The following is a 14243-nucleotide window of genomic DNA, read 5'->3' as shown; positions in this document are numbered from 1 at the left end:
CAGATGTGTATAAGAGACAGGCGTCCCACCGCCGGACCCGGCCAACTACAAGGCGGACGCGGGCATCAACCTGCACCGTGCGGCCAACATCCTCGCGATACCGGAAGCGGAGGTCCGGGCCAACTTCGCGCGCTACGGGCTGCTGGACGACCAGGTTCGTTTCCTTCCCGGCTGGTTCAAGGACACGCTGAACGACGCCCCCATCGATCAAATCGCCGTCCTGCGGCTCGACGGGGACCTCTACGAATCGACGATCCAGGCGCTCGACGCGCTCTACCCGCGGCTGTCGCCCGGGGGCTTCTGCATCATCGACGACTACCACGCCCTCGACGCGTGCCGGCAGGCCACCACGGACTACCGGACCAAGCACGGCATCACCGCGGAGATCCAGGAGATCGACGGCACGGGCGTGCTCTGGCGCAAGTGAGGGCAACCCGCCCGGGGCGCCGCACCGGAGCGCGCTGACGCTCCGAGCGCGGTATCGCCGCGCGCACGCGGAGGATCGAAGCCGCCCCCGGCACCGGAGAACCGGCCATAATGACCGGTGCCCCTGCCGCCGCCGGTGCGCACGTCAAGTGAAAGGCTTGGTTCGCGATGAAGTTTGTGCTGGCCTGCTATGGAACTCGAGGCGACATCGAGCCTTCCGTCGTCGTCGGTCGCGAACTCCTGCGCAGGGGCCATGACGTGCGGATGGCGGTGCCGCCCGACCTGATCGGCTTCGCCGAGTCGGCCGGTCTCCCGGCGGTCGCGTATGGGCTAGAGACCCAGCTGTGGCTGGACGTGTACCGCAACTTCTGGACGTCTTTCTTCGGCGCGTTCTGGAAGGTCCGGGAGCTGCGCGGGTTGTGGCGCGAGATGTGGGACCTCAGCGACCAATGCTGGGGCCACATGACGACGACGCTGACGTCGCTGGCCGACGGGGCCGACCTGTTGCTGGTCGGGCAGAGTTACCAGGAACCCGCCGCCAACGTCGCCGAGTACTACGACATCCCGTTGGCCACGCTGCACCACGCCCCGATGCGGCCCAACGGCCAGCTGGTCTCGATCCTGCCGCCGCCGTTGGGTCGGTCGGCCATGATGGCGTTCGACTGGTTGGCCTGGCGCCTGAACAAGAAGCCCGAGGATGCGCAGCGGCGCGAACTCGGCCTGCCGAAGGCGAAGGGTCCCTCGCCGGCGCGCATCGCCCGACGGGGCGCGATGGAAATCCAGGCCTACGACGAGGCGTGTTTTCCGGGGTTGGCCGCCGAATGGGCGAAGTGGGACGGCCAGCGGCCGTTCGTCGGGGCGCTGACGATGGAGCTGACCACCGAACTCGACGACGACGTCGCCTCGTGGATCGCGGCGGGATCCCCGCCGATTTGCTTCGGCTTCGGCAGCATGCCGGTGGCGTCGCCGGCCGAGACCGTCCAGATGATCGCCTCCGCCTGCGGCGAGCTGGGGGAGCGGGCGTTGCTCTGCGCCGGTTCGAGCGACTACAGCGACGTGCCGAGCTTCGACCACGTCAAGGTGGTGGGGGCGGTCAATTACGCGAAGATCTTCCCCGCCTGCCACGCGGTGGTCCACCACGGCGGCTCGGGCACCACGGCCGCCAGCCTGCGTGCCGGCGTTCCCACGTTGATTCTTTCGATGGACGTCAACCAAACCCTGTGGGGCGGTCAGGTCAAGCGATTGAAGGTGGGCACCACCCGGCGATTTTCGGCCACCACGCAAAAATCACTGGTGACGGACCTGCGACGCATTCTCGCGCCGGATTACGTCGCCCGTGCCCGCGAGATCGCCACCCGAATGACGAGTCCCAGCGAAAGCGTCGCGAAGGCCGCGGACCTCGCGGAAAACTTCGCCAGCCTGAGGCGTTATGCCTGATCAGCGCTGGCGGCTGAGTCGGGGATCGGCCCCGCCGGTCGAGTCTCGCAGATCGCCAACGGACCCCGAGTCGTGGCGGTATCGTTTCTGGCGTCGAAAACTTCATGGGGAAGGGCGAAGTGAGCGAAGTTAACAAACCGTGCCAACTATGTGGATCGAATGGTCCGCACGAAATTGTTCCCGTTCGGGAGATGTATTTCGGGACCCGAGAAGTATTCGATTACTTCGTCTGCGCCGAGTGCGGCACATTGCAGATCGCGAAAGTGCTTGAGGGTGAAGAACTCATGCGCTTTTACCCCTCGGACTATTACTCCTACAAAGTCGCGCCGCAGCCCAAGCTGTTCCAATGGCTGACCGCGCAGGAGGACCGCCATGACCTGCACGCCGGCGGTCGCCTGGTCGGTACGCTCGTCTCGGCGCTGCCGCCCGGGCTGCGCAGCCTGATCGGAACGCACGACGCCAGCGGCGACGTCGTCAAAATGCTTGGCGAGCTAGGGGTTTCGCTCGACGCGCGGGTTCTGGACGTGGGGTGTGGTGGCGGCGCGCTGCTCGACCGGTTGGCCAGGGCCGGATTCACGAACCTGTCCGGCGCCGACCCGTTCATCGAGGCCGACGGCAAGACGGCCCTTGGGGTTCCCCTGGCGAAGCGGGACCTGGACGAGATGACCGGCGAGTTCGACGTCATCATGTTCAACCATTCGCTCGAACACGTCCCGGACCTGACCGCCACGCTGAAGGCGGCGCACGAGAGGCTGGCCCCCACGGGCCTGTGCTTGGTCCGGCTGCCGACCACCTCGTCCGAAGTCTGGGACACCTACCGGGCCAACTGGATGAACATCGATGCGCCCAAGCACATTTGCATACCGTCCCGCAAGGGTATGGCGGTGGCGGCCGACCGGGCCGGGCTGCGGGTCGAGAAGGCCATCGACGATCAGAGCTCGGGGTCGTTCATCGGAAGCGAGGCCAACCGCCGCGACATCGCGCTGACCGAAATGACCAGCCTTGGGGCCATGGTTCGGATGTTCGGGGTCAGGCAGCTCTTGAACTGGGAGAAGCGCGCGGTGGCGCTGAACCGCCAGGGCCGGGGTGACCAGACCGGTTTCGTCCTGCGGGTCAAGTAAGGAAGCGGCGATTCTGGCTAGCGGCGCGAACCTCGTTGCGGGATTCGTTGTGCCACTGAGGTTCACGCTTCGGCCATCGTGCCGTGCTGCCGACGCGGTGTCCGGCCGCTGATGGCAACGCGTGCTGTGAAAGGGGGCGGCCGCCGCCGCTCCGGCCAACCCGCCGCGTTCCGGGGTGGGTCAACGGATCCCGATGCTATCGTTTCCGCCGTGGCAAACAGGCTGTCGACCGGCGCTCGCATCCGGCTATGGATGGTGGGCAAGGAGTATGGGCTCGCGCGCAAGCTTTTTCCGAAGGCGTACGCCAGCGACGCGTTGTTCAGTTTCCACCGCCACGCGTTCATGGAGGATCCGGCGTTCCAGCGCGCCTACGAGCGCGGTGCGCGCGCCCTGGGCGGCCAGGACTGGTACCAGTGGCATTGGCGCGCGCACATCGGTTTGTGGGCGGCGACCAACGCCAGCCGGCTCGACGGTGATTTCGTGGAGTGCGGCGTCAGTTACGGGTTCTTGAGCAGCGCCATCATGGAGTATCTCGACTGGGATCGACTGGGCAAGACCTTTTATCTGCTCGACACTTTCGCGGGAATCGATCCGCGTTACGTCACCGCCGACGAACGCCGGGGCGGCGCGCTGGAGCGGAGCGAGCAGCAGCTTCGCAACGGCATGTACGTCAGCGGGGTCGAGGGTGTGCGGGCCAACTTCGCGCAATGGAAGAACCAACGCATCATCGTCGGGCCGGTCCCGGAGACGCTCGACCAGGTCGAGGCGCGCACGGTGGCCTTCCTGCATATCGATATGAACTGTGCCCCACCGGAGGTCGCGGCGCTGCGGTTTTTCTGGCCGCGGCTCTCGCCCGGCGCCTTCGTGCTGCTGGACGACTACGCCTACCACGGGCACGAAGAGCAGCGCCTGGCCATGGACGCCCTGGCGGGCGAATTGGGCGTGCCGATCTGCACTTTGCCCACCGGCCAGGGCCTGCTGATCAAACCGGCGCAGTGAGCCGGCGGCGCATCAGACGATATGGACCTTGGGCGAGTACAGGATCCAGCGCCCGCCCTTTTCGTGGAAGGCTTGTTCCTTCGCCATGATCTCGTCGGCGTGGTTCCACGCGAACAGCAGCGCGTAGTCCGGGTAGGGGTGGGAGAAGACTTCCGGCGGGCACACCGGAACCTTTGAGCCCGGTGTCAGCCGGCCCTGCTTCTCCGGGGTCGAATCGCACACCATCGGAAGCAGTTCCGAGTCGATGTGGCAATAGTTCATGACCGTGGCGCTGCGCGACGTGGCGCCGTACCCGACGACTCGCCGGCCGTCGGACCGCAGATCGCGCAGCAGGGTCACCAGGTCCGTGCGGATGCGGTTGATGTCCTCGGAGAATTGGACGAACGTCGCCTCCTCGGCGATCCCGTCGGCCTTTTCCTGGGCCAGGAATTCCGCCACGGCGGGGCTGGGCTGTCGGCTGCCCGCGCGGGCGACGGTGTAGCGGATGGAACCGCCGTGCAGGGGGAGGTGTTCGACGTCGACCAATTCCAGGCCGAAGCGCGCCGCCAACGCCTGCACCGAGCGGACGGAGAACAGGTAGAAGTGCTCGTCGTAGATCTGGTCGAAGTAGACGCACCGCAGGATGTCGGCGAGGTAGCGGTCCTCGAACACGAACAGCCCGTCCGGCGCCAGCAGCAGCTCCGCCCCGCGGAAGATCGAGTCCAGGTAAGAGATGTGACTGATCGTGTTCGCCGAAAAGATCAGGCTTGCCGGGCCTTCCTTTTCGCGGATGTCGGCCGCGGTCGACTCGTCGAAGAAATCCGTGCGGACCCGGGCGCCGTGCGCGCGGGCGACGTCGCCCGCCCCGGCGGCCGGGTCGACGCCCAGGTGCCGCACCCCGGCGTCGCTGAGGGTCTTCAGCATGACGCCGTCGTTGCTGCCGATTTCGACGACGAACCGGTTCTCATCGTCGGGGATTACGCTGATGATCCACCTGGCGACGTCCTCGAAATGCTTGCGAATCACCGCGGATCCCGACGCGCGGTACGGGTAGTCCGCGCGGAACATCTGGCTGGGCGGAACCTCGTCTAGTTGCTGCACCATCGTGCACGACGTGCAGAGGCCCACCACGAGCCGAAAAAACGGCACCTTGGCGGTCTCTTCGGGTTTCACGAAGGCATTCGAGACTGGCTGGCGTCCGAGGTCGAGTACCTCACGGAGATCACCGCCGCAGACGCGGCAACTACGCTGAGTCAATACTTCCCCCTCACACTGTCAGGCCCACCCGCATCCAGGAACCCCGGACCAGTACTTAGGTTCATGAGCCTAGCCCCCAAGTTATGCCGTTAGCACCCTTCTGAGGTTTCCAGGAAGCCATTCTGTCAACGTTTGCCGAATCTGTACCCTGTTTCGCCAGTTGAAACCCAATTGGTCGATCGGGGAAATAGACGGCGGGCGGCGTGCCTTAACGCGGCCGGCCGGCCATCGCTTCGAAGAGGTCGGCGGCCATGGCGGCGCTTTCGCTCGGCTTGGTCATCCGGGTGGCGATCTCGCGGGCGCGGGTGGCGTAGGACGGGGTGAGGGTTTGCCGCAGGTCTGCCACCAGGGATTTGCTGGTGGTCTTCGAGAAGCGCCGGGCCGTGCCGACTTCCAGCCGCTTGACCTGGGCCCCCCAGTAGGGCTGATCCGCCGAGCTCCAGAGGATCAACGTCGGAACTCCGGCGCGCAGGCTGGCGGCCGTGGTGCCCGATCCGCCATGGTGGACGACCGCGCGGCAGGCGGGGAAGACGGCCGCGTAATTGACGGGGCCGACCACCTTGACGTGGTCGAACTGCGGGACTTCGCTGAAATCCGACCCGCCGGCGCAGATCAGTGCGCGTTCGCCCAATTGCGTGCAGGCGGTGCTGATCATCTCGACCATCTCGGTGGGGGATTCGACCGGGATGCTGCCGCTGGCGAAGCAAATCGGCGGTGTTCCCGCGGCTATCCACGAGGCGACCTCATCGTCGGTGTCGGTCGTCATCTCCATGGTCAGGGCGCCGACAAAGGGCCGGCGGCCGTCCCATTTCGACCATTCCCGCGCCAGCCCGGGAAAGCACACGTCGTCGTAGCCCTGGATTTCCAGGGATCGGCGTTCGGCGATCCGGCGGGGCGCCGGACGGGTCGCCCGCGGCAGGCCCAATTCGCGGCGTTGCGCGTTCTCGACGTCCTTCGTCGAGCGCCAGAACAGCCAGTCGACCAGCGTCATGGTGGAGCGGACCACGGGCGCCGGAATGGTCGGCACGAGCTGCCCGTTGGGCCGCATGGGGAAGTGGTGCATGGTGGCGAACGGAATGTCGTAGTACTCAGCAACATTCGCGGCGGCCTGCTCGAAATTGAGGCCGCTGGAAAGCATGTCGGCGCCGTCGGCCAGCGACAGCAGCGCGCCGTTGATGTCGTCCCAATAGCGGATGATCGGGTCCCAGACCTTGAGCACCAGCCTGATCGGATCGCGGATCTTCCACGCGTTGCGGAAGAAATCCGTCCACATGTTGCGCAGGAACTGCTCGTCGAGGAAGTCATGCACTTCCGGGCCGTAGGGGACCGCCGTCAGCCCGGCGGTCTCGGCGAAGCCGACGAGTTCGGGGGGCACCCCCAGGCGCACCTCGTGCCCCCTGCGGACCAGCTCCCGGCCGACCGCCACCGAAGGCTCGACATCGCCGCGAGTTCCGTAGCAGGCCAGGGCAAACTTCATTGCGGTCCTAGGTTTCGGTCGTCCAGATCGACTTGCAGGGATATCGGTCATTATCTCTGGATCACCGGTGCCGGTTGCGGTTTTGGCGGCGGCGGCCGGGCGGGGGACACCCGCCTAGCGGGACGGCCTCGAGACCGGGATCTCCGCCGTGGGCGCTTCGTCGTAGTCGGATTCACGGTGCAGCAGCGAGCGCACCAACGGGCGCGGCCCCTCGGACCGAAGCATCCGGCTGGCCGGGCGTGGACGCACCACCTGTGGCCACCAGAACCAGCGTCCCAGCAGGGCGGCGATGGTGGGTGTCATGAACGACCGCACCACCAGGGTGTCGAACAACAGCCCGAGGCCGATGGTGGTACCCACCTGACCGATGATTCGCAGGTCGCTCGCCACCATCGAGGCCATGGTGAACGCGAACACCAAGCCCGCGTTCGTCACCACCTTGCCGGTGCCGCCCATCGCCCGGATGATGCCCGTCCGGATTCCGCCGCCGATCTCCTCTTTCATCCGGGACACCAGCAGCAGGTTGTAGTCAGACCCAACCGCCAACAGGACGATCACCGACATCGGCAGCACCATCCAGTGCAGCTTGACGCCCAGCACGTACTGCCAGATGAGCACCGACATGCCGAACGAGGCGCCCAGCGAAACTGCGACCGTGCCGACAATCACCAAGGCGGCCACGAAACTTCGCGTGATGATGAGCATGATGATGAAAATCAGGCAGAGCGCACCCACCCCGGCGATGAACAGGTCGTATTGGGATCCGTCCCGGAAATCCTTGAAGGTCGACGCCGTCCCGGCGATGTAGATCTTGGCGCTCTCCAGCGGGGTCGTCTTGAGCGCCTCCTCGGCCGCCGTGCGGATCTGGTTTATCCGCCCCACGCCCTCCGGCGTGGCGGGGTCGCCCCGGTGCGAAATGATGAACCGCGCCGCCTTCCCGTCCGGGGACAAGAAGTTGGCCATCGCCTTCTTGAAGTCGGCGTTGTTGAAGATCTCGGGCGGCAGATAGAAGGAATCGTCGTTCTTGGCCGCGTCGAACGCCTCGCCCATGGCCATGGCGTCCTTGCTGTTACTGGTCATCTGCCCGATGACGCCCGACATGGTGCTGTAGTTGGTCAGCAGCATCGCCTTCATGTCCTCGGCCATGGCGATCATCGGCGGATATTGCGCGAGCAGCTCCGGCATCAGCCGATCCATGTGGTCGAGGTCGACGAGGAGATCCTTGAGTTTGTCGCTCAAAATGTCGACGCCGTCAAAGGTTTCGAAGATGGCGCGCAGCGACCAACAGATCGGGATGTCGTAGCAGTGCCGCTCCCAGTAGAAGTAGCTGCGGATCGGCCGGAAGAAGTCCTCGAAATTCGCCATGTCGTCGCGCAACTCGTTGACGATGACCGTCATCTCGTGGGTCTTCATGATCGAGTCATGCGTGATGCCGGTGAGTTTCTTCTGCAATTCGTACAGGCGCTTCATCGTCGCGATCTGCTGGCCGATCAAATCTGCTTGCGCGAGCATGTCTTTCGTGCGCGCCTGGACGTATCTGATGTCCTGACTCATCGTCGCGTTCTGCATGCTCAGCAGGAACGGGATCGAGGTGTGCTGGATCGGCGTCCCCTCGGGGCGGGTGATGCCCTGCACGCGCGAGATCCCCTTGACGTTGAAGATGCCCTTGGCCAGGCGGTGCAGCACAAGGAAATCCGCGGGATTTCGCATGTCGTGGTCGGCTTCGATCATGAGGATCTCCGGCATCATCCGCGACTGGGAGAAGTGGCGGTCGGCGGCCGCATAGCCGACGTTTGCCGGGATGTCGCGGGGGATGTACAGCCGGTCGTTGTAGCTCGTCTTGTAGCCGGGCAGCGTGACCAGACCGACCAATGCGATGGCGATGGTCGCGACTAGGATGGGCAGGGGCCAGCGGACGATCGCGGTGCCGATCCGGCGCCACCGGCCGAAGCCGATCTGGCGGGTGGGGTCGAAGAGGCCGAAGCCGCTGCCGAGCGTCAGCACCGCCGGCACCAGCGTCAGCGCGATCACGACCGAAGCGAACATGCCCACCGCACAAGGCACACCGATGGTCTGGAAGATGGGCATCCGCGTGAAACTCAGGCACAACATCGCGCCGGCGATCGTCAAACCGGACCCCAAGACGACCGGGGCCACCCCCTGATAGGTGGTGTAGAACGCGGTCTCCCGGTCATCGCCGGCCTGGCGCGCCTCCTGGTAGCGGCCGAAGAAGAAGATCCCGTAGTCCGTGCCGGCGGCCATCGCGAGTGCCACCAGCAGGTTGATGGCAAACGTGGACAGCTGAACCACGCCGTTGTCGCCGAGGAAGGCGATGATCCCGCGGGCGGCGAAGACCTCGATCCCGACCGTCAACAGCAACATGATCACGGTCGTGATCGAGCGGTAAACGAACATCAGGACGGCGAAGATGATGACGGCGCCGATCAGCGTCATCTTCAGGATGGAGCGGTCACCACTGCTCTGCATGTCCGAAATCAGTGCGGCAGGACCGGTGACATAGGCCTTGAGCCCGGGGGGCGGCGGATTCTTCGCGATGATCTGCCGGACCGCGGCGATCGAGTCCTGGCCCAGGGTGGTGCCCTGGTTGCCGGCGAGGTTCAACTGGACGTAAACGGCCTTGCCGTCCGGGCTTTGCGCGCCCGCCGCGGTGAGCCGATCGCCCCACAGATCCTGCACGTGCTCGATGTGCTTGGGGTCGGCCTTGAGCTCCCGGACCAAATGGTCGTAATACTCATGTGCGTCGTCACCGAGCTGCGACTGCCCCTCCAGCACGAGCATCGCGAAGCTGTCCGAGTCCGACTCTTTGAAATCCCGGCCCATGCGCTGCATGGCCTGTACGGCCGGCGCATCCTGCGGGGCGAGCGGAACGGAATGCTCTCGACCGACGGTCTCCAGCCACGGCACGAACAGGGTGACCACCAGCGTCAGGCCCACCCACGCGAGGATGATCGGCACCGCGAGCCGGCGGATCGACCGCGCGACGACGGGGCGCCGGGTCCGTTCGGTGGTCATGCGGACCCCAAGCGGCTGCTGCTGTCCTGTGTCACGATGTTCCCCACGATTGCGCCGTCCCGTTACTCAACTGGACCCGCCGCTCAGAGCGGCTGCTTCAACAACAGGGAACGAACCAACGGGCGGGGACCGGTCGGCCGGAGCATGGAACTGGCCGGGCGGGGACGCACCTGTTGCGGCCACCAGAACCAGCGTCCGAGCAACGCGGCGACCGACGGCGTCATGAACGCGCGGACGATCAGCGTGTCGAACAGCAGGCCCATGCCGATGGTGGTACCGACCTGACCGATGCTGCGCAGGTCGCTCGCCACCATCGACCCCATGGTGAATGCGAACACCAAGCCCGCGTTGGTCACGACCTTTCCGGTACCGGCCATCGCGCGAATGATGCCGGTGTTGATGCCGGCGGCGATCTCCTCCTTCATTCGTGAGACGAGAAGCAGGTTGTAGTCAGACCCGACCGCTAGCAGCACGATCACCGAGGTGGATAGCACGGTCCAGTGCAACTGGATGTGCAGAATGTCCTGCCAGACGAGCACCGCCAGACCGAATGAGGCTCCCAGCGAAAGCAATACCGTGCCGACGATGACCATGGCGGCGATGAAACTTCGCGTCATGATCAGCATGATGATGAAGATCAGGCAGAGCGCGGAGACCCCGGCGATCAGCAGGTCGAATTTCGAACCGTCCACCAAGTCCTTGGTGATCGATGCGGTGCCGGTGAGATAGATCTTCGAATTCTCCAGGGGCGTGCCCTTGAGCGACTCCTCGGCCGCCGTCTTGATCGCCTCGACGCGCGAGAGCCCCTCGGGCGTCGCCGGGTCACCGCGTTGCGAGATGAGCAGGCGAACGTCCTTGCCGTCCGGGGACAGGAACACGCTCATGATCCGCTTGAAGGCGTCCGAGCCGTTGATGATGCCCGGCGGCAGGTAGAAGGAGTCGTCGTTGCGGGACGCGTCGAAGGCCTGCCCCATGGCGCTGGGGTCCTTGGCGCTCGAATCCATCTGTCCCATCACGCCGGACATGGTGCTGTGCATGGTCAGCATCATGGTGCGCATGCTCTGCATGGTCTCGATCATCGGCGGGATCTGCATCACCAGTTGCGGCAGCAGCGCGTCGAGCTGATCGAGGTTGCCGACCAGATCGCGCAACTTGTCGTTGACCTCGTCAACGCCGTCGATCGCGTCGAAGATGGATCGGAACGAGAAGCAGATCGGGATGTCGTAGCAGTGCCGCTCCCAATAGAAGTAGCTGCGGACCGGTCGGAAGAAGTCCTCGAAGTCCGAGATGTGGTCGCGCAATTCGCTTGTGATTTCCTGCATTTCGTGCGTCTTGGCGACCATCTGATGAGTCGTGGCGACCAGCTCGCGCATCAGGTCCAGCATGTGCTGCATGACGGCGATCATCTTGCCCATCTCGTTGGCCTGCTTGAGCATGTCGTCCATGCGGTCCTTCTGGAACGCCATGTTCTGCAGCTGGCTGGCCTGGCCCATGCTGAGGATCCAGGGGATCGTCGTGTGCTGAAGCGGTGCCCCCTCGGGGCGGGTGACGGTCTGCACCGACGCGATACCCGGGACCGCGAGCACGCCCTTGGCCAGCTTGTTGATCACCAGCATGTCGGCCGGATTGCGCAGATCGTGATCGGTCTCGACCAAGAGGATCTCGGGCATCGCCATCCGCGACCCGGGGAAGTGCCGCTCGGCGGCCGCGAACCCCACGTTCGCGGGAATGCTTGCGGGAATGAACTTTTGGTCGTCGTAGCTGGGCCGGTAGTTCGGCAGGGTCAGCAACCCGATGAGCGCGACGGCCATCGTCGCGATGAGAATCGGCGCGGGCCACCGGACGATGGCCGTGCCGATCCGGCGCCACCGGTGCACCGTGATAGCCCGCTTGGGCTCGAACAGCCCGAACCGGGCGCCGGCGGCGATCAGCGCCGGCCCCAGCGTCAACGCGACGAGTACGGCGATCGAGATGCCGACGGCACACGGGATGCCCAGGGGCTGGAAATACGGCAACCGGGTGAAGCTGAGGCACAGCACGGCCCCGGCGATGGTCAGACCCGAGGCCAGGACGACCTTGGCCACGCTGGCGTAGGTGGTGAAGAACGCCATTTCCCGGCTTTCACCGGCCCACCGCGCCTCTTGATATCGGCCGACGAAGAATATTCCGTAGTCCGTCCCCGTCGCAATCACCGCGGCCACCAATAGGTTGACGGCGAAGGTGGTAAGGCCGACGATGCCCAAATGGCCCAGTAATGCGACCATTCCCCGGGCGATTTGCAATTCCAGCCCGACTATCAATAGCAGAAGAATTACGGTGACAACCGAGCGGTAGACCAGCAGCAGGGTGATGAAGATGACCGCCAGGCTCACCAGGGTGACCAGCGCGACGGTCTTCTGCCCGGCGATATTCATGTCGGCGATGATCGGGGCCGGGCCCGTGACGTAGACCTTGAGACCCGGCGGCGGGTCCGCCTGCTGCACGATCTTTCGGATCGCCGCCACGGACTGGTCGCCGGCGCTGCCGCCCTGGATGCCGTTGAGGTTCACCTGCACATACGCGGCCTTGCCGTCGGCGCTTTGCGCGGCGCCCCTGGTGAGCGGGTCGCCCCAGAAGTTCTGGACGTGCTGCACGTGCTGGTGATCGGCTTCCAGTTGCTTGACGAGCCGGTCGTAATACAGGTGCGCGTCGTCGCCGAGGGGCTGCTGACCCTCCAACAGGATCATGGCCAGGGCGCCGGTGTTGGTTTCCTTGAAATCGGTGCCCAGGCGTTCCATCGCCTTGAACGACGGCGCACCGATCGGATTCAGCGGTACGGCGCGCTCTTGCTCGACCTGCTCCAGGGACGGAACGCCGATGCTGATGAGGACGGCGATCGCCAGCCATCCCAAAATGATCGGCACGGAGAATCGGCGGATCATCCGTGCGAAGAATGGTGGAGACGTCGGTTCCGTCGCCAAATCCCGGTTACTCATGTCGCCGTCAGCACGCAATAGGTGAACGCATTCATCTCGTTTGAGATCTTCTCGGTTTTGACCACGCCGTCCACGAGTATACGGCAACCGAGACTTTCGCTATCGCCTTGTGCCACAACGTTTCCCACGATGGAAGGGAGGTTGGTGGCGATGTCGAAGCTCCACGGGAGGGGTATTCCGTTGATGTGCTGCGGTTCGCCGTTGGCGTCGAAATAGCTGATGTCGGCCGTGGTCCCGGGCGGGCCGAAAACCTCGTACTTCACGTGCTTGGGGTTAAACGGTTTGGTGTCTTGCTGTCGGGTGTCGGCATACGACGGGCGCTTTTCCGATCCGAAAATTCCGTGCAGGCGCGAAACGGTCAAACCGCCGGCCGCGACGACCGCCACGATGACCAACGGAATCCACGCATGCTTCAGGAATTTCAGAATCGCCGGTTCCTGGCTTCGACGGTTCTCCCGCGGAATGGTCCGCCGTTCGGTGGCCTCGGCTGACGATCGGCGACCAAAGGGCAGAAAACGGCGTCGACGACTAGTCGGTTGGCTAATGTCGCGGCCTTTCGTGATGGTGATATCGGGCCGGGCCCGCACGTCGGGTTCGACCACCGCACCCCCTTCTACCCCATTTGGACGTCTCTTGCCATATCCGCCGGCCCGGACAAACTGTTACATGGCGATCGCGACGCCAGCCTGCGGCACATCGAACGCGGTGTACGTCGCAGCCTAGTCGTTCTTCGGTACCTCGTACGAGCCCTGCCCCCCGGCGGGCGTGACCAGTGTCTTCATGAGTAAACCACGCCGATCCTCTCCGTATCGGGCCTTCGACAAGGAGATACGGGATCGTAATGCATACCGCGTGCGTAACGCATGTCGGCCGCCGGCCGGACGGGTCGCTCACGGGCGCCCCGATGGACGTCCGGGCGGCCCGCGGCCGGGTGGGCCCCAGGCCCGCTTCCGCGGCGCCGCCGGCGTCGTCGCGGGCACCCCGCGTGGTGATTTTCCCGGCGGCTTTCGGGTCGGTAGGCTGAGCGACGACAAGCACCCACAATTGCATCGTCCTCGAAGGCCGAGCCAGCCCAATCGCGAGCCGCATCGGTAAGCCATTGTCGCAGCTCAAAGCAGCCAACGGCGGCAGCTGCGCAGCCTGCACCAGCCCAATTTTTAGGCAGCGTTAAGAGCCTGAGAGGTCGCACGGGGAACTTTGTCCAAACCTCGGACGCACGGTGGTGCCTCCAGTATGGTTTGGAACCGTTCCACTCGTGTCAACTAGACGTCTCTGGAGAATTGTGAGCATCAACCCGTTCGACGACGACAACGGTAGTTTTTACGTCTTGGTAAACGACGAGGAGCAACACAGCCTGTGGCCGGCCTTCGCCGACGTTCCCGCCGGCTGGCGAGTGGTGTACGGGGAGACGGACCGGGCCGCGTGCCTGGAGTACATCGAACAGAACTGGCCTGACATTCGGCCAAAGAGCCTGCGGGACAAGCTCGCAACGGGCCGGGGTTTTGAGCAGTAACGAGTCGGGGTATGGGGCGGGTGGAG

At 64.8% G+C, this 14243-nt stretch carries 9 protein-coding genes and 1 pseudogene; 5 read left to right on the top strand and 5 right to left on the bottom strand.

Features of this window, described 5'->3' with window-relative positions; translation table 11 throughout:
- Positions 1 to 19 precede the first annotated feature (19 nt).
- The 4 genes and pseudogenes from WU80_RS25450 to WU80_RS13705 form a co-directional block, all read left to right on the top strand.
- A pseudogene (locus tag WU80_RS25450) lies at positions 20 to 427 on the top strand (TylF/MycF/NovP-related O-methyltransferase); the annotation flags it as partial.
- 167 nt (positions 428 to 594) lie between these two features.
- A complete protein-coding gene (locus tag WU80_RS13715) occupies positions 595 to 1863 on the top strand; it encodes a glycosyltransferase (protein ID WP_055403187.1) in 1269 nt (422 codons plus the stop codon).
- A 119-nt stretch (positions 1864 to 1982) separates the two neighbouring features.
- Positions 1983 to 2984: a class I SAM-dependent methyltransferase gene (locus tag WU80_RS13710; protein WP_369808535.1), complete on the top strand. Its 1002-nt coding sequence runs from the start codon at positions 1983 to 1985 to the stop codon at positions 2982 to 2984.
- Positions 2985 to 3194: 210 nt separating this feature from the next.
- Positions 3195 to 3983 (top strand): class I SAM-dependent methyltransferase, encoded by a 789-nt coding sequence (locus tag WU80_RS13705; RefSeq protein WP_141224761.1) that lies wholly within the window; start codon positions 3195 to 3197, stop codon positions 3981 to 3983.
- A 12-nt stretch (positions 3984 to 3995) separates the two neighbouring features.
- On the opposite strand, the gene WU80_RS13700 is transcribed toward WU80_RS13705, so the two are convergent.
- From WU80_RS13700 to WU80_RS13680, 5 genes are all read right to left on the bottom strand, one after another.
- A complete protein-coding gene (locus WU80_RS13700; protein ID WP_055403186.1) occupies positions 3996 to 5219 on the bottom strand; it encodes a class I SAM-dependent methyltransferase in 1224 nt (407 codons plus the stop codon).
- A gap of 208 nt (positions 5220 to 5427) precedes the next feature.
- Entirely contained in the window at positions 5428 to 6696 is a 1269-nt protein-coding gene (locus WU80_RS13695; protein ID WP_055403185.1) for a glycosyltransferase, read from the bottom strand.
- Positions 6697 to 6810: 114 nt separating this feature from the next.
- A complete protein-coding gene (locus WU80_RS13690; protein ID WP_055403184.1) occupies positions 6811 to 9729 on the bottom strand; it encodes an RND family transporter in 2919 nt (972 codons plus the stop codon).
- 83 nt (positions 9730 to 9812) lie between these two features.
- Complete coding sequence (locus tag WU80_RS13685) at positions 9813 to 12704, bottom strand: RND family transporter (protein ID WP_046183079.1); 2892 nt, start codon at positions 12702 to 12704, stop codon at positions 9813 to 9815.
- Positions 12701 to 13120 (bottom strand): MmpS family protein, encoded by a 420-nt coding sequence (locus tag WU80_RS13680; RefSeq protein ID WP_046183096.1) that lies wholly within the window; start codon positions 13118 to 13120, stop codon positions 12701 to 12703. Before WU80_RS13680 ends, WU80_RS13685 begins: the two co-directional genes overlap by 4 nt.
- A gap of 866 nt (positions 13121 to 13986) precedes the next feature.
- Here WU80_RS13680 and WU80_RS13675 point away from each other — a divergent pair.
- Entirely contained in the window at positions 13987 to 14217 is a 231-nt protein-coding gene (locus WU80_RS13675; protein ID WP_046186970.1) for an MbtH family protein, read from the top strand.
- The last annotated feature ends 26 nt before the right edge of the window (positions 14218 to 14243 follow it).

Source organism: Mycobacterium sp. UM_11 (genome assembly GCF_001414075.1).
In the GTDB taxonomy this organism is placed as follows: Bacteria; Actinomycetota; Actinomycetes; order Mycobacteriales; family Mycobacteriaceae; genus Mycobacterium.
This window is presented reverse-complemented; position numbering and strand designations above follow the sequence as displayed.

Excerpts from the sequence above, each read along its gene's own strand:
- WU80_RS13715 (WP_055403187.1), top strand. The coding sequence starts at position 595 with ATGAAGTTTGTGCTGGCCTGCTATGGAACTCGAGGCGACATCGAGCCT.
- WU80_RS13695 (WP_055403185.1), bottom strand. The coding sequence starts at position 6,696 with ATGAAGTTTGCCCTGGCCTGCTACGGAACTCGCGGCGATGTCGAGCCT.
- WU80_RS13690 (WP_055403184.1), bottom strand. The coding sequence starts at position 9,729 with ATGACCACCGAACGGACCCGGCGCCCCGTCGTCGCGCGGTCGATCCGC.
- WU80_RS13685 (WP_046183079.1), bottom strand. The coding sequence starts at position 12,704 with ATGAGTAACCGGGATTTGGCGACGGAACCGACGTCTCCACCATTCTTC.